The 13,953-nt window shown below is 74.8% G+C and carries 16 protein-coding genes; 9 read left to right on the top strand and 7 right to left on the bottom strand.

Going from position 1 to position 13,953, the window contains the following annotated elements; genetic code table 11:
* Nucleotides 1-126: 126 nt before the first annotated feature.
* The 3 genes from K7854_RS30655 to K7854_RS30665 are packed head-to-tail and all read right to left on the bottom strand — an operon-like array spanning nt 127 to nt 3,715.
* Nucleotides 127-2,688 carry an ABC transporter permease gene (locus K7854_RS30655; protein WP_226029806.1) on the bottom strand — a complete coding sequence of 854 codons (2,562 nt, stop codon included), beginning with the start codon at nt 2,686-2,688 and terminating at the stop codon, nt 127-129.
* Nucleotides 2,685-3,434: an ABC transporter ATP-binding protein gene (locus K7854_RS30660; RefSeq protein WP_226029807.1), complete on the bottom strand. Its 750-nt coding sequence runs from the start codon at nt 3,432-3,434 to the stop codon at nt 2,685-2,687. The genes K7854_RS30655 and K7854_RS30660 overlap by 4 nt, the downstream gene beginning before the upstream one ends.
* Nucleotides 3,431-3,715: an SHOCT domain-containing protein gene (locus K7854_RS30665; RefSeq protein WP_226029808.1), complete on the bottom strand. Its 285-nt coding sequence runs from the start codon at nt 3,713-3,715 to the stop codon at nt 3,431-3,433. The genes K7854_RS30660 and K7854_RS30665 overlap by 4 nt, the downstream gene beginning before the upstream one ends.
* 191 nt (nt 3,716-3,906) lie before the next feature.
* Here K7854_RS30665 and K7854_RS30670 point away from each other — a divergent pair, with 191 nt between their 5' ends.
* Genes K7854_RS30670 through K7854_RS30695 form a run of 6 tightly spaced genes read left to right on the top strand, consistent with a single transcriptional unit; the run spans nt 3,907 to nt 7,299 of the window.
* Nucleotides 3,907-4,524, top strand: coding sequence for a TetR/AcrR family transcriptional regulator (locus K7854_RS30670; RefSeq protein WP_226029809.1), 618 nt, complete (start codon nt 3,907-3,909; stop codon nt 4,522-4,524).
* A 16-nt stretch (nt 4,525-4,540) separates the two neighbouring features.
* On the top strand, nt 4,541-4,936 hold the full coding sequence (locus tag K7854_RS30675; RefSeq protein WP_226029810.1) for a (R)-mandelonitrile lyase: 396 nt from the start codon (nt 4,541-4,543) through the stop codon (nt 4,934-4,936).
* Between the two features lie 11 nt (nt 4,937-4,947).
* Nucleotides 4,948-5,535: a DUF4865 family protein gene (locus tag K7854_RS30680; RefSeq protein WP_226029811.1), complete on the top strand. Its 588-nt coding sequence runs from the start codon at nt 4,948-4,950 to the stop codon at nt 5,533-5,535.
* On the top strand, nt 5,532-6,440 hold the full coding sequence (locus K7854_RS30685) for a phosphotriesterase family protein (protein WP_226029812.1): 909 nt from the start codon (nt 5,532-5,534) through the stop codon (nt 6,438-6,440). The genes K7854_RS30680 and K7854_RS30685 overlap by 4 nt, the downstream gene beginning before the upstream one ends.
* Nucleotides 6,441-6,484: 44 nt before the next feature.
* Nucleotides 6,485-6,883, top strand: a complete 399-nt coding sequence (locus K7854_RS30690) for a tautomerase family protein (RefSeq protein ID WP_226029813.1) — start codon at nt 6,485-6,487, stop codon at nt 6,881-6,883.
* Entirely contained in the window at nt 6,877-7,299 is a 423-nt protein-coding gene (locus tag K7854_RS30695) for a VOC family protein (protein ID WP_226029814.1), read from the top strand. The genes K7854_RS30690 and K7854_RS30695 overlap by 7 nt, the downstream gene beginning before the upstream one ends.
* A gap of 21 nt (nt 7,300-7,320) precedes the next feature.
* On the opposite strand, the gene K7854_RS30700 is transcribed toward K7854_RS30695, so the two are convergent.
* Together K7854_RS30700 and K7854_RS30705 are read right to left on the bottom strand one after the other, a co-directional pair.
* Nucleotides 7,321-8,559 (bottom strand): ROK family protein, encoded by a 1,239-nt coding sequence (locus K7854_RS30700; protein ID WP_226029815.1) that lies wholly within the window; start codon nt 8,557-8,559, stop codon nt 7,321-7,323.
* Between the two features lie 37 nt (nt 8,560-8,596).
* On the bottom strand, nt 8,597-9,247 hold the full coding sequence (locus K7854_RS30705; RefSeq protein WP_226029816.1) for an alpha-ketoglutarate-dependent dioxygenase AlkB family protein: 651 nt from the start codon (nt 9,245-9,247) through the stop codon (nt 8,597-8,599).
* Nucleotides 9,248-9,326: 79 nt separating this feature from the next.
* Between K7854_RS30705 and K7854_RS30710 the strand changes: the two genes are divergently transcribed.
* Nucleotides 9,327-10,508, top strand: a complete 1,182-nt coding sequence (locus K7854_RS30710) for a methyltransferase (protein ID WP_372481091.1) — start codon at nt 9,327-9,329, stop codon at nt 10,506-10,508.
* Between the two features lie 91 nt (nt 10,509-10,599).
* Here the strand turns inward: K7854_RS30710 and K7854_RS30715 are convergent, their stop codons facing one another.
* Nucleotides 10,600-11,481, bottom strand: coding sequence for an SIS domain-containing protein (locus K7854_RS30715; RefSeq protein WP_226029817.1), 882 nt, complete (start codon nt 11,479-11,481; stop codon nt 10,600-10,602).
* Between the two features lie 126 nt (nt 11,482-11,607).
* Between K7854_RS30715 and K7854_RS30720 the strand changes: the two genes are divergently transcribed.
* On the top strand, nt 11,608-12,387 hold the full coding sequence (locus K7854_RS30720; protein WP_226029818.1) for a DeoR/GlpR family DNA-binding transcription regulator: 780 nt from the start codon (nt 11,608-11,610) through the stop codon (nt 12,385-12,387).
* A gap of 44 nt (nt 12,388-12,431) precedes the next feature.
* Here the strand turns inward: K7854_RS30720 and K7854_RS30725 are convergent, their stop codons facing one another.
* Nucleotides 12,432-13,445 carry a DUF8832 domain-containing protein gene (locus tag K7854_RS30725; RefSeq protein WP_226029819.1) on the bottom strand — a complete coding sequence of 338 codons (1,014 nt, stop codon included), beginning with the start codon at nt 13,443-13,445 and terminating at the stop codon, nt 12,432-12,434.
* Between the two features lie 189 nt (nt 13,446-13,634).
* On the opposite strand from K7854_RS30725, the gene K7854_RS30730 reads away from it, so the two are divergent.
* On the top strand, nt 13,635-13,880 hold the full coding sequence (locus tag K7854_RS30730; RefSeq protein WP_226029820.1) for a heavy-metal-associated domain-containing protein: 246 nt from the start codon (nt 13,635-13,637) through the stop codon (nt 13,878-13,880).
* Nucleotides 13,881-13,953: the final 73 nt, after the last annotated feature.

A 13,953-nucleotide genomic window follows, 5' to 3' on the forward strand; every position in this document is an offset into this window, starting at 1 on the left:
GGTGGGGTGAGCGCCGTCAGCCACCCGGGCCCGGCGCCGCTCACGCAAGCCCGTTGGCCGGTACCCCGGTCCGTCGAGGTGTGACGGGGGTGGGGTACCGGCCGGGAAAGCACCGGACGGTCCGGGTCACTCCGCGGCGACCGCGCGCAGTACGTCCAGGCGGGACGCGCGTCGGGCCGGGCGCAGGCCCGCCAGGGCGCCGGCCGCGAGGCCGACCAGGGCCACCACCGTGAGCTGCACCGGCGGCAGGGCGAAGGCGAACGCGCTGTCCGAGGCACCGTCGGAGGCGGCCACCAGGACCCAGCCGAGGAAGGCGCCGAGGCCGAGCCCGCCGACCGTGCCGAAGGCGGCGACCAGGACGGACTCCCAGCGGACCATGGCCCGCAGCTGGGCCCGGGTCTGCCCGACGGCGCGCAGCAGGCCGAGTTCGCGGGTGCGCTCGTGGACCGCCAGGGTGAGGGTGTTGGCGATGCCGAGCAGCGCGATGAGCACCGCGAGGGCGAGCAGCGCGTAGACGAGGGTGAGCATCATGTCGATGCCGCCTGCGGAGGACTGCGCGTACTCGTCCCGGGTCTGCACCTCGGGGTTGCCGTACTGGCCCGCGATCTTCTCCACCGCCGCCTTGCCGGCGTCCGCGTCGACGCCGTTCCGGAAGGAGACGGCGACCAGGGTGTCGGAGTCCTGGGTGCGGTGCGGGGCCCAGGCGGCGCGGGTGATCACGTAGTCGCCGGCGAGTTCGGACTGCCCGTAGACCGCGCGGACGGTGAAGGTGGCGCTGCGCCCGTCGGTGAAGGTGAGGCGCGTGGTGTCGCCGGTGGTCAGTCCCCGCTTGTCCGCCTCGCTCCCGGTGACCGCGATGCCGTCGGTGCCGAGGTCGTCCAGTGAGCCGTGGACGGTGCCCAGGTCGAAGGTGCGGTTCAGGGCGGCCGGGTCGGTGACGGTCAACGCACGTCCCTCGCCGTCCACTTCCGCCACGCCCCGGCCGAGTCCGACCGCGGTGTCCACCTCGGGCAGTTCCCGGACCGCGCCGGCCAGCCGCGGGCTGAGGCCGCTGCCGCCCGCGCCGAAGGACGGCGCGCTGACGGCGACGTCGCCCGCGAAGGACCGGGAGACGGTCTGGTCCATGGTCGCCTTGAGCGAGGCGCCGAACACCGTGAACAGCGACACGACCGCCACGCCGATCATCAGCGCCCCGGCGGTGGCCGCCGTGCGCTTGGGGCTGCGCAGGGCGTTGCGCCGGGCGAGGACGCCGGTCACGCCGCGCAGCCGGTCCAGCGGGGCCCCGAGGACGCGTACGGCGGTGGCGGAGGCGACCGGGCCGAGTACGACGAAGGAGGCCAGGGCGAGCACCGCGCCCGCTCCGGCCAGCCACACCGACGGGGAGAGCAGGACCCCGACGAGCGTCACCGCGAGGGCGAGCACGAGCATCCCCGTGCCGGTCACCGCCCGTGCGCGGGACGCGCCGGAGGTGTCGACAGCCGTCTCGCGCAGCGCGGCCAGGGGTGCGGTGCGGCCCGCGCGGGCCGCCGGCAGCAGGGCGGAGCCGAGGCAGACCACGACGCCGACGGCGAGCGGGAGCAGCAGCGACAGCGCGCTGATCACCAGGGCGCCCTCGGGGAACGGGAAGCCGATCGCCGGGAACAGGGCCTGGAGTCCGGCCGCGATGCCGATGCCGCCCGCGAGCCCGGCGGCGGACGCGGTCACGGCCACGGCGGCCGCCTCGACGAGGGTGGCGGCGGTGACCTGGCGGCGGGAGGCGCCGAGCGCGCGCAGCAGGGCGTTCTCCCGGGTGCGCTGGGCGACCACGATGGCGAAGGTGTTGTGGATCGAGAAGGTCGCGACCAGCAGGGCGATACCGGAGAAGACGAGCAGGAAGGTCGTGAACAGGGTCAGGAACTGACTGGAGATCATGTCGGTGTTCTCCGCGGCCGACTCCTGCCCGGTGATGGCCTCGACGCCCTCGGGCAGCACGGGGGTGAGCCGGTCGACCAGTTCCCGCTGGCCGACGCCCGGTCCGGCCCGCACCTGGATGGTCGCCGCCTCGCCCGGCCGTGCGGTGAGGTACTTCTCGGCGTCGGCCCGGGTCATGCCGGTGAAGGTCACCTGCGCCATGCCGTCCTCGCCGCCGAAGGTGGCCAGGCCGACGACGGTGACCTCGACGGGGTCGGGCGTGCGCAGGATGGTGGTGTCGCCGATCGCCAGCCCGCCCTTCTCGGCGGCGCCGCGGTTGACGACGACCTCGCCGGACCGCTGCGGGGCACGTCCCTCGGCGAGGCGGTACGGGTTCAGCTCCGGGTCGGTGATCCAGTTGCCGGCCAGGGTGGGTGGTCCCTGGCCGCCGATCGGGTCGCCGTCCGCGCCGACGAGCTGGCCCGCGCCCTGGATGCTGGGGGCGGCGGCCGCGACGCCGGGCACCCGCTCGACGGCCCGCACCAGGTCGGCGCGGACCGGCTGCCGTACGCCCTGGCTCTCGCCCGGTGTGGTGATGGCGTCGGCGCTGCGCACCACGGCGTCGGTACCGCCGGCGGCGTTGCCGAACATGCTGTCGAAGCTCGCGCGGAGCGTGTCGCCCATGACCAGGGTGCCGGTCAGGAAGGCGACGCCGAGGACCACGGCGAGGAAGGTCCCGGCGAAGCGGCGTTTGTGGGCCCTGAGCGAGGAGGCGCTCAGGCGGACGGAGGCGTTCATGACGGCACCTCGAAGGCCTTCATCCGGTCCAAAACCTTGTCGGCGGTCGGTGCGTCCATGCGGTCGACGAGGCGTCCGTCCGCGAGGAAGACGACCTCGTCCGCGTGGGCGGCGGCGACGGGGTCGTGGGTGACCATGACGACCGTGCGGCCGGTCTGCCGGACGGTGCGGCGAAGGAGGCCGAGCACCTCGCCGCCGGAGCGGGAGTCGAGGTTGCCGGTGGGCTCGTCGGCGAAGACCACGTCCGGCTGTCCGGCGAAGGCGCGGGCCACGGCCACACGCTGCTGCTGGCCGCCGGAGAGTTCGGCGGGCCGGTGGTGCAGGCGGTCGCGCAGTCCGACGACGTCGATCAGCGCATCGACCCACTCGGTGTCGCCCCGGCGGCCGGCCAGGTCCAGGGGGAGGGTGATGTTCTCGGCGACGGTCAGCGTCGGCACCAGGTTGAAGGCCTGGAAGACGAAGCCGACGCGGTCGCGGCGCAGCAGGGTGAGCCGGCGGTCGTCGAGGGTGCTCAGGTCGGTGTCGCCGATGCGGGCGGTGCCCGAGGTGAGCGTGTCGAGTCCGGCGGCGCAGTGCATCAGGGTGGACTTGCCGGAGCCGGAGGGCCCCATGATGGCGGTGAAGCGGCCGGCCGGGAAGCCGACGCTCACGCCGTCCAGGGCGCGTACGGCGGTGTCGCCACCGCCGTACACCTTGACGGCGTCCACGACCCGGGCGGCGGCCCGGACGTCGGTCGTCGTGGTCATGCCGCACCGCCCTTGCCGGTCCGGCCGAACTGCTCGTCCAGCACGGACAGCCGGCGCCAGTACTCGTCCTCGTCGATCTCGCCGGAGGCGAAGCGGTGGCCGAGCACGGTGATGGGCGAGTTGTCCGCGACGGCCGTCGGCCGTCCCGGGCCGCGTCGTCCGCGCCACACCGTGCGGCGCAGCAGGGTGATGCCGCCGCCGATGACCAGTGCCCAGATCACCGGGAAGAGCAGGATCCACGGGCCGGGCCCGCCGTCGCCGAACTGTGCCAGGGTCTCCATGTCGTCCAACTCCTCGGTCGCGATGTCCCTTGTGTCGCTTCCGAGCCTCGCCCCGGGAGGGGGTCCCGGTCGTCGTACGGCCAGCGGCAGTGTGCGTACGTCGCGGGGAGTACTCCGGCGGTCCGCCTCTGCTCCCCTTGCTCCTCGTCGGCCTCTCGACTTCTGTAACTACTAGTATGTACAGTGACTCTATGAGCACCTCGGAACGACTGATCGAGTCCACCCGCGAGCTGCTGTGGGAGCGCGGGTACGTGGGCACCAGCCCCAAGGCGATCCTGGAGCGGGCCCAGGCCGGACAGGGCAGCATGTACCACCACTTCAAGGGCAAGCCCGACCTCGCGCTCGCCGCGATCCGGCGCACCGCCCAGGAGATGCGGGCCACCGCCGAGGCCGTGCTCACCGGTCCGGGGACGCCGTTCGAGCGCATCGAGGCGTATCTGCGGCGCGAGCGCGACGTGCTGCGCGGGTGCCCGGTCGGGCGTCTGACGATGGACCCGGACGTGATCGCCGACGACACCCTGCGCGCCCCGGTGGACGAGACCCTCGACTGGCTGCGCGAGCAGATCGCCCAGCTCGTCGAGGAGGGCCGGGAGCAGGGCGAGTTCGCGCCCTCGCTGGACGGCGAGGAGATCGCGGCGGCGGTCGTCGCGACCGTCCAGGGCGGCTACGTCCTGGCCCGCGCGTCCGGCTCGCCCGCCGCCTTCGACGCGGGCGTCCGGGGGCTGCTCTCGCTGCTTGCCTCCCACCGGAACGACCGCCACCGGACCAACCCCCACCAGAACATCCCCCACGAGAACACCACCGCGTAGAGGAGCCCGACGACCCGTGTACATCACCCGACAGCGCCCCGGAACCGAGCGGGGCGCGGCCGAGAACTTCACCGGCACGGTCTGGCTGGACGAGATCGCCGCTCCCCCGGCTCCCTCCCGGCTCCGCATGTTCGACGTCCACTTCGCGCCCGGCGCGCACACCGCCTGGCACCGTCATCCGCACGGCCAGGTGCTGCACATCCTCCAGGGCGAGGGCCGGGTGCAGCGCAGGGGCGGGGCGGTGGAGACCGTCCGCGCGGGCGACACCGTGTGGATCGAACCGGGCGAGTGGCACTGGCACGGCGCCGGGCCGCACACCTTCATGAGCCACCTCGCGGTCGTCGAGGCCGCCGGGGACGGCACGACCACCGAGTGGGGCGCACACGTCGCCCACGAGGACCCGCACGCCTGAGGGGGCATCCGATGCACGCCATGCAGTACTCCTTCACCCTGCCCGCCGACTACTCGACGGACGTCATCAGGGAGCGGGTGGCCCGCACCGGGCACCTGCTGGACCACTGGCCCGGGCTCGGGCTCAAGGCCTACCTGATCCGCGAGCGCGGGAAGGACGGCTCGCCGGTCAACCAGTACGCGCCGTTCTACCTGTGGCACACCGTGGAAGGCATGAACTCCTTCCTCTGGGAGGGCGCCTTCCAGCGGCCCACCGACGACTTCGGCCGCCCCGCGGTCCGGCAGTGGACGGGGCTGGCGTACGAGGAGGGCGGCGCCGCCGGCTCCCCCGCGCGCCTGGCGGTCCTGCGGCGGCAGCGGGTGCCGGAGGGGGTGCCGCTGGCCGAGGCGGCGGCCGACGCGGTGCGGGAGACCGGGCGGCTGGCGGGCCTGGACGGGGCACTGCTCGCGGCGGCGGTCGTGGACACCGGGCGCTGGGAGCTGGTGCACTTCTCGCTGCACGCGGGCGAGGCGCCGGGCGGGACGGAGGGCGAGGTCTTCCGAGTGCTGCACCTGTCCGGGCCCGGGCGGGGCCTGCTGACCAGGGGACGCCAGTGGTGAGCGCCGTCCGCACGGTCCTCGGGGACGTGCCAGGCGGTGAGTTGGGCGTGTGCGACGCCCACGACCACCTGTTCTTCGCCAGCCCCCGGCTGCCCGGCGAGGAGCTGCACGACCCGGCGGCGGCGCGGGCGGAGCTGGCCGCGTTCCGCGCGCAGGGCGGCGGCGCGGTGGTGCAGTGGACGCCGTACGGCCTGGGCCGGCGGGCCGCGGACCTGCCGGGTCTGTCCCGGGAGACCGGCGTCCACGTGGTGGCCGCGACGGGACTGCACCAGGACGTCCACTACGGCGAGGGCACGCTCGCGGCGCTGCGGGGCCGGGCCGCCGAGGTCTTCGTCGCCGAACTGACCCGGGGCATCGGGACGTCGGGAGTCCGGGCCGGACTGATCAAGGTGGCCGGCGGCTTCCACGCGCTCGACGCGCACGCGCGGTGGACGATGTCGGCGGCGGCCGAGGCGCACCACGCGACCGGGGCGCCCATCGCCGTGCACCTGGAGCTGGGCACCGGCGCGCTGGACGTACTGGAGCTGTTGTGCGGGGAGTTGGAGGTGCCGCCGGACCGTTTGATCCTCGGGCATCTCAATCGCTCGCCCGACCCCGTGACGCACCGCGCGGCCGCCGGGTCGGGGTGCTGGCTGGCGTTCGACGGGCCGTCGCGGGCCCATCACGCCACCGACTGGCGGATGCCGGACGCCGTGCGGGACCTCGCCGAGGCGGGGTTCGGCGATCGGCTGCTGCTGGGCGGCGACACGACGACGGCGGCCGCCCGGTCGGTCGACGGCGGCCCCGGCATGCCGTACCTGTTGCGCCGCGTGGCTCCGCGGCTGGCGCTCGCCGTGGGCGAGGAGCTGGTGCGGCGCGTCCTCACCGAGAATCCGGCGCGGGCGTTCGCCGTCGACTGGCGCTGACGTCCGCGCGCACCACCGGCCCTCGCCCGACGGGAGATCCCCCTGTGCCCTTCGTCCGCATCGACGCCCACGACGACACCGGCGGCGCCCGGCTCGACGCGCTCGGGCGGGCCGTCCACGACGCCCTGGTCGACACGCTCGGCATCCCGCCCGACGACCGCTTCCAGGTCCTGACGGCCCACGCCCCCGCCCGAGGCACCCTGCGCTACGACGACTACCTCGGGGTGCACCGGGACGCGGGCATCGTGTTCGTGGCCATCACGCTGCGGGCGGGACGGACGACCGGGCGGAAGGAGGCGCTGTACCGCCGGATCGCGCAACTCGCCGAGGAGTACGCGGGGACGGAGCCCCGCAACGTCTTCGTCACCCTGACCGAGAACACCTCCGCGGACTGGTCGCTGGGCGACGGGCTGGCCCAGTACGTAGGGTCGGGATCATGCTGAGACTCGGAATCCCCGTCATCGGTGTCACGGACATCCCCCGCGCGGTGGCGTTCTGGACGGCGGCGCTGCCCTTGGTCGCCACGGAGGAGTGGCGCAGCGAGACCTGGCGCACGCTGGAGTACGCCGACGGCTCCGGCCGGGCCCTCGGTCTGCTGCGCAGCGACTCGCCGCCCGAGCCGCGGCCCCGTCTCCACCTCGACCTGTTCACGGACTCGGCCGAGGAGCAGCAGGCGGAGGTGCGGCGGCTGACCGGTCTCGGTGCGCGCGCCGTGGAGTGGGACCTGTACCCGCCCGACCCCGACTTCGTCGTGCTGGCCGACCCGGACGGCAACGTCTTCTGCGTCGTCGACCTCAGCCACGCCCCGAGCGGCGGCGACCGGCCCTCCCCCAGCGGCGGCGACCGGCCCGCGGTCTGAGCCACGGACGCGTACGGCCGCCTACGCCGGCACGCCCAGCGGGTCGTCGAGGACCGGTTGCCAGGCCAACTCGGCGGCGCCGACCAGGCTGTTGTGGTCGAGGCCGCAGGGCAGGATCGGCACTCCGCCGCTCTGGCCCCACAGACTGCGCCCGGCGACGACCGCGCGCAGCCGCTCGGGGTCGGCGTCGAGGAGCGCCCGGTGCAGTCCGCCGAGGATGATGCGGTCCGGGTTGAGGATGTTCACCAGTCCGGCGAGTCCCAGGCCGAGCCGGTCGATGAGGGTCTCGGTGGCGGTGCGGACGGACGGGTCGGCGTAGTGCTCGCGGATCAGGTCGTAGGACTGCTGGAGCAGGGACACCTCGGGCCCCGGTGCGCGGCCGGCCGCCGTGAGGAAGGCCAGCGGGTCGGTCTCCACGTCCAGGCATCCGCGGCTGCCGCAGTGGCAGGGGCGGCCCTCCGGGTTGACGGCGAGGTGGCCGACCTCCAGGGCGAGCCCGGAACTGCCGGTGTGCAGGCGGCCGTCGAGGACCAGGGCGCCGCCGACGCCGCGGTGGCCGGTGGCCACGCACAGCAGGTCGCGGGCGCCGCGTCCGGCGCCGTGGCGGTGCTCGGCGAGGGCCGCGAGGTTGACGTCGTTGCCGGTGAAGGCGGGGCCCTGGATCCCCGCGGCGCGCACCTGCCGCGCGAAGATCTCCCGCACGGGCGCGCCCGCGGGCCAGGCCAGGTGCAGCGGGTTCAGGGCCAGGCCCTCCGGTTCCGCGACGGCGGACGGCACCGCGAGTCCGGCGCCGACGCAGCGCCGCCCGGTCTCCCGCAGGAGTTCCGCGCCCGCCTCGACGACGGAGCCCAGCACCTTCGCCGGGTCGGCGTCGACGACCTCGCAGCCGGGCGCGGTGGCGACGATCCGGCCGCCGAGGCCGACCAGGGCCGCGCGGAACCCGTCGGCGTGGATCTGGGCGGCGAGGGCGACCGGCCCGTCCTCGGCGACCGAGAGGCGGTGCGAGGGGCGGCCCTGGGAACCGGCCGCCGCGCCGGGCCTGGCGTCCACCCGGATCAGGCCGAGCGCCTCCAGCTCGGCGGCGACCGCCCCGGCGGTGGCCCGGGTCACGCCCAGTTCCGCGGTGAGGACGGCCCTGGTGGGGGCGCGTCCGGTGTGCACGAGCTGCAACGCGGGCCCGAGCGCACCGCGCCCCCGGTCCAGCCGCGTCCTCGAGGTGGTCCCTTCCCCCGCCGCCCGGGGGTCCGCCTTGCCGCTCATGAGGGGGAGTCTCCCATGATCCGTCCGGGCGGGGTGGCTAGAGGCCACTGACCCGGAGCGTGAGGTTCAGCCGGCCGGTGAGTCCCAACTCGGGCGGCGCGGTGCCCGGGTGCACCCTCGGCACCCCGTGGTACGCGAGCCGGGAGGGGCCGCCGAAGACGAACAGGTCGCCGCTGCGCAGCTCGGTGTCCGTGTAGGGACGGGTGCGGGTCTCGGGGTTGCCGAAGCGGAAGACGCAGGTGTCGCCGAGGCTCAGGGAGACCACGGGGGCGTCGGAGCGCTCGTCCGCGTCGCGGTGCATGCCCATCCGGGCGTCGCCGTCGTAGAAGTTGATCAGCGCGATGTCGTACGGCTCCCGTGCCACCGCTTCGGCGCCGAGCGCGTCGGTCACCGCGCGGCGGGCGAGGTCGTCGAGCCAGGCCGGGAAGGGCTTGACCGGGGCGCCGTCGCCGTCGACGGCGGTGGCGGCGTAGCCGTACGGGTACCAGTGCCGGCCGAGGCAGACCTGCCGGGCGGTCATGGTGCCGCCGCCGGGGGTGCGCACCGTGCGCAGTCCGGCCGGTGGGCGGGCCCACGCGCGGCAGGCGTCCAGCAGCTCGCGCTGCCGTCCCGGGGCCAGCCAGTCCGGCACGTGGACGGCGCCGGGCGCGGTCTCGGTACGGGTCCTGGGGAACAGCTCGGCGTCCATGCCCCCCATCCTGCCTCCGCGCCCCGCCTTCCCCGGCAGGACCGGCGCTGAGCTGCGGCTCGGCTAGCCTGGACGCACGATGAACGACGGCAGCACGAACGACCGCAGTGACCGTGACGACCGCATGGCGACGCCCTGGGGCGAGCATGTGCTGTCGCGCTTTCCGCAGGACCCGCGCGACCGGCTCCGCGCCTGGGACGCCTCCGACGAGTACCTGCTGGCGCACCTGGCGGAGCAGGAGGTCCCGCTGGACGGCACGGTCGTGGTCGTCGGCGACCGCTGGGGGGCGCTGGTGACGGCGCTGGCGGCGCACCGGCCGGTGCAGATCACCGACTCCCACCTCGCGCGGGAGGCGACGCGCGCCAACCTGGAGCGCGAGGGTGTCGAGCCGGGCTCGGTGCGTCTGCTCACCACGCAGGACCCGCCGCCGGACCGCGTCGACGTACTGCTGGTGCGGGTGCCCAAGAGCCTGGCGCTGCTGGAGGACCAGTTGCTGCGGCTGGCGCCCGCGCTGCACGGGGGCACGGTCGTGGTCGGCACCGGGATGGTGAAGGAGATCCACACCTCGACGCTCCGGCTGTTCGAGCGGATCGTCGGCCCGACCCGGACCTCCCTGGCCGTGAAGAAGGCCCGGCTGATCTTCGCCCAGCCCGATCCCGCGCTGAAGCCGCCCGCCAACCCCTGGCCGCTCGGCTACCGGCTCCCCGACGACGTCGGTCCGCTCCTTGCCGGCCGGCCCGTCGTCAACCACGCCGGGGTCTTCTGCGCCGACCGGCTCGACATCGGCACCCGCTTCTTCCTCAAGCACCTGCCGGACACCCGGGCCTTCGGGCGGGTGGTGGACCTGGGCTGCGGCAACGGTGTGGTCGGCACGGCGGTGGCGCTGGCCGATCCGGACGCCGAGGTGCTGTTCACCGACGAGTCGTTCCAGGCCGTGGCCTCGGCCGAAGCCACGTACCGGGCCAACGGGGCCGGTGCCCGGGCGGAGTTCCGGGTCGGGGACGGGCTGGCCGGGGTGCCGGACGCCAGTGCCGACCTGGTGCTCAACAACCCGCCGTTCCATTCCCACCAGGCGACGACCGACGCCACGGCGTGGCGGATGTTCACCGGGGCGCGGCGGGTGCTGCGCCCCGGCGGTGAACTGTGGGTGGTCGGCAACCGGCACCTGGGCTACCACGTCAAGCTGCGCCGCCTGTTCGGCAACAGCCGGCTGGTGGCGGGCGACCGGAAGTTCGTGGTCCTGAAGGCGGTCAAGGAGTAGCCGGGGCAGGTGCGGCGGGCGCGGGGTTCGCCCTCCGGAAACCCGGGGGGCGTGCGCGACCTGTTTCCCTCCCGGGTCCCGTGGGCGGGCGTCAGGGGGCGAGGACGACCGAGCGGGTCAGATGGCGCGGGCGGTCCGGGTCGAGGCCGCGGGCGGCGGCGACCGCGACGGCGAGCCGCTGGGCGCGCACCAGTTCGGCGAGCGGGTCCAGCTCACTGGAGACCCACTGCGCCCCGGTGTCGCGGACCTGCTCGGCCAGTCCCCCGGGCGCCTCGCCGATCATCCAGGTCGCCGTGCCCGCGGTGCTGATGCTGATCGGGCCGTGCCGGTACTCCATCGCCGGGTAGGCCTCCGTCCAGGACAGCGAGGCCTCGCGCATCTTGAGGCCGGCCTCGTTGGCCAGTCCGACGGTCCAGCCCCGGCCGAGGAAGGTGAACTGGGTGCGCTCGACGAGCCCTTCGGGCAGCTCGGCGGCGAGCGCGGCACGGGCGTCGGCGACGACGGCCTCGCTGTGCAGGCCCAGGTGGGCCCGGAGCAGGGTGAGCGCGGTGGTCGCGAACCGCGTCTGGACGACCGACCGTTCGTCGGCGAAGTCGAGGACGACCACGTCGTCGGCGGCGGTCATCACCGGCGTCTGCGGGTCGGCGGTGAGCGCCACGGTGCGGGTGCGGCCCTTCAACCGCGCGAGCAGCGTCAGTACTTCGGTGGTGGTGCCGGAGCGGGTGAGGGCGACGACTCGGTCGTACGCCCGTCCCCGCGGGAACTCGGAGGCGGCGAACGCGTCCGTCTCGCCGAGGCCCGCCTCCTCGCGCAGCGCCGCCGCCGACTGGGCCATGAAGTACGAGGTGCCGCAGCCGACGACCGCCACCCGCTCCCCCGCCGCCGGCAGCGCCGCCGTGTGCCGTGCCGCCTCGGCCGCGGCGCGCGTCCAGCAGGCGGGCTGGCTGTTGAGCTCGTCCTCGACATACGTCACGTCGCACACTCCCCGGACCCGGACTGATTGTTCCTGCAAGGTATAGCGATCTTTCGAGCACTATCAAGCAATCGGCGGAAGAGGGCGGTGCGCTAGGGTCGGCGGGGTCGAGGAACGGAGGCGCGGATGTCGCGCGACGCCCGCTGGAAGGCGCTGCTGGAGCTGCTCGTCGAGCGCGGCCGGCTGGACGTCGAGGAGGCGGCGGCCGAGCTGGAGGTCTCGGCCGCGACGATCCGCCGCGACTTCGACCGGCTCGCCGAGCAGCAGATGCTGGTGCGCACGCGCGGGGGCGCGGTCGTCCACGGGGTGTCGTACGAACTGCCGCTGCGCTACAAGACCGCTCGCCGCGCCTCGGAGAAGCAGCGCGTGGCGCAGGCGGTCGCCGCCCTGGTGGCACCCGGTGAGGCGGTGGGTCTGACCGGGGGCACGACCACCACGGAGGTGGCGCGCGCCCTGGCCGTGCGCGCCGATCTGGCCTCCGGCACCCCCGCGCTGACCGTGGTCACCAACGCGCTCAACATCGCCAACGAGCTGGCCGTCCGGCCCCAGTTCAAGATCGTGGTGACCGGCGGGGTGGCCCGGGCGCAGTCGTACGAGCTGATCGGGCCGCTCGCGGACGGGGTGCTGGGCCAGGTGACCCTCGACGTGGCGGTCCTGGGCGTGGTCGCCTTCGACGTCGAGCACGGCGCCGCGGCCCACGACGAGGCGGAGGCCGCGATCAACCGGCTGCTGTGCGAGCGCGCCGAGCGGGTGGTCGTGGCCGCCGACTCCAGCAAGCTGGGCCGGCGGGCGTTCGCCCGGATCTGCGCGACCGGGTCGGTGGACACCCTGGTGACGGACGGTGCGGCCGACCCGGAGCTGGTCCACGGGTTCGAGGAGGCGGGGGTCCGGGTCGTCACGGCCTGAGCGCCCCGGAAGGCAGGCCCCGTCGGCCCCGGCAGCGGTGCCGGTCAGTGCCCGTGGCCGTCGGTGTGCTCCGGCGTGCCGGCCGGGCCGGACTCCGCCGCGCCCGCCGCCGATCCCGCGCGCACGGTGAACGCGGCGGTGTGGACCTCGCCCCCGTGCCGGAAGTCCAGGAAGAGGCGGTAGGCGCCGTCACTGGGCGCGGTGGCCGTGAAGGAGATCTCCGGGCCGGGCTCGGTGGTGCCGTCGCCGGGTTCGCCGTTCGGGTGGACGTGGAGGTAGGCGAGGTCGCCGGCGCGCAGGGCGACGAGGTGGCCGTAGGCGCCGAGGTAGGGCTGGAGGTCGTTGACGGGTTCGCCGTCGCGGGACACCTTCAGCTTCAGCTCGCTCGCCTTGCCGGGGCGCAGGGAGCCGGCGAGTTCGACCTGGTAGCCGTCGATCCGGGCGGTGCCGTTCGGGGCCGGCAGCCGCGCCGGCGCGTAGTGGCCCGAGGCCGCGAGGTCGGCGCCGAGGGTGAGGTTCTCGGCGTCCTTGCCCGCCGGGGTGAAGTCGGCGAAGACGCGGTAGCCGCCGGCCGCGGGCAGGTCGACGGGGGTGCTCCAGGTGCCGTCGGCGGCCCGGGTGGGGTGCAGGTGGCGGTAGGTGACCAGGTCGCGTGAGGCCAGGACGAGGTGGAGTTCCTTGTCGTGCTCCCGCTGGTACGCGGTCACGGCCTCGCCGCGCGCGTCCCGGACCGTGAAGCGCAGTTCGGTGCGCTGACCGGCGGTGACGCGCGGGGTGGCCAGGTCGAGAGTGTAGCCGCCCTCGGAGACCTGCAGCCCCCCGGCCGGGGCGCTCTCGTGTCCCCCGTGGCCGCCGCCCTCCTCCGGTCGCGGCGACGGCTCGCCCCGGCCGCTCCGGTCGCCCTGTGCGTCTTGCGCGTCGTGCGCGTCGTGCGCGTCGTGGGGCGCGGGTGGGCTGTCGGCGACGATCGGGTCCACTCCGGCGCCGACGCCGTAGGCGGTGCCGAAGGTCGCGGTCAGGGCGGCGGCGAAGGCGGTGATCCTCAGTGCGGTGTGCATGGCGGTCGTCTCCTCGGATTGCGGGTCTCCGGGGCACGCGGAGACCTCTCCACGCACTTCAACATACCCCTGGGGGGTACTCAGTCAAGCCATGGAGGCACTTGCTTTCAGTACCCCCCAGGGGTATACATGGAACGGCCGGAGCGGATACCCCCGCCCCGTATTCGTTTCACGACCTCGGAGGAAGCCATGCCCGCGAACGTCACCACTCCCGCCGTCTCCCCCGTGACCACCACCTACGCCGTCGCCGGCATGAGCTGCGGCCACTGCAGCGCCACGCTCACCCGGGTGATCGGCGAGCTGGACGGTGTCACGGGTGTCGACGTCCAGCTCGACACCGGCCGGGTCACGGTCACCGCCGCCGCCGAGCCGGACGACGCCGCGGTCGCCGCGGTGGTCGACGAGGCCGGCTACGAGCTGACCGGCCGCGTCTGACCGGCCCGCACTCCCCCGCCGCACCAGCCGGGACCCGCGCGCCGGGTCCCGGCCGACGACCCCGCATCAGGAG

The organism is Streptomyces hyderabadensis, assembly GCF_020404845.1.
GTDB lineage: Bacteria > Actinomycetota > Actinomycetes > Streptomycetales > Streptomycetaceae > Streptomyces > Streptomyces hyderabadensis.

Excerpts from the sequence above, each read along its gene's own strand:
- K7854_RS30705 (WP_226029816.1), bottom strand. The coding sequence starts at position 9,247 with ATGGACGCCGAGCTGTTCCCCAGGACCCGTACCGAGACCGCGCCCGGC.
- K7854_RS30700 (WP_226029815.1), bottom strand. The coding sequence starts at position 8,559 with ATGAGCGGCAAGGCGGACCCCCGGGCGGCGGGGGAAGGGACCACCTCG.
- K7854_RS30720 (WP_226029818.1), top strand. The coding sequence starts at position 11,608 with ATGTCGCGCGACGCCCGCTGGAAGGCGCTGCTGGAGCTGCTCGTCGAG.
- K7854_RS30695 (WP_226029814.1), top strand. The coding sequence starts at position 6,877 with ATGCTGAGACTCGGAATCCCCGTCATCGGTGTCACGGACATCCCCCGC.
- K7854_RS30680 (WP_226029811.1), top strand. The coding sequence starts at position 4,948 with ATGCACGCCATGCAGTACTCCTTCACCCTGCCCGCCGACTACTCGACG.
- K7854_RS30730 (WP_226029820.1), top strand. The coding sequence starts at position 13,635 with ATGCCCGCGAACGTCACCACTCCCGCCGTCTCCCCCGTGACCACCACC.
- K7854_RS30665 (WP_226029808.1), bottom strand. The coding sequence starts at position 3,715 with ATGGAGACCCTGGCACAGTTCGGCGACGGCGGGCCCGGCCCGTGGATC.
- K7854_RS30725 (WP_226029819.1), bottom strand. The coding sequence starts at position 13,445 with ATGCACACCGCACTGAGGATCACCGCCTTCGCCGCCGCCCTGACCGCG.
- K7854_RS30655 (WP_226029806.1), bottom strand. The coding sequence starts at position 2,688 with ATGAACGCCTCCGTCCGCCTGAGCGCCTCCTCGCTCAGGGCCCACAAA.
- K7854_RS30710 (WP_372481091.1), top strand. The coding sequence starts at position 9,327 with ATGAACGACGGCAGCACGAACGACCGCAGTGACCGTGACGACCGCATG.
- K7854_RS30670 (WP_226029809.1), top strand. The coding sequence starts at position 3,907 with ATGAGCACCTCGGAACGACTGATCGAGTCCACCCGCGAGCTGCTGTGG.
- K7854_RS30660 (WP_226029807.1), bottom strand. The coding sequence starts at position 3,434 with ATGACCACGACGACCGACGTCCGGGCCGCCGCCCGGGTCGTGGACGCC.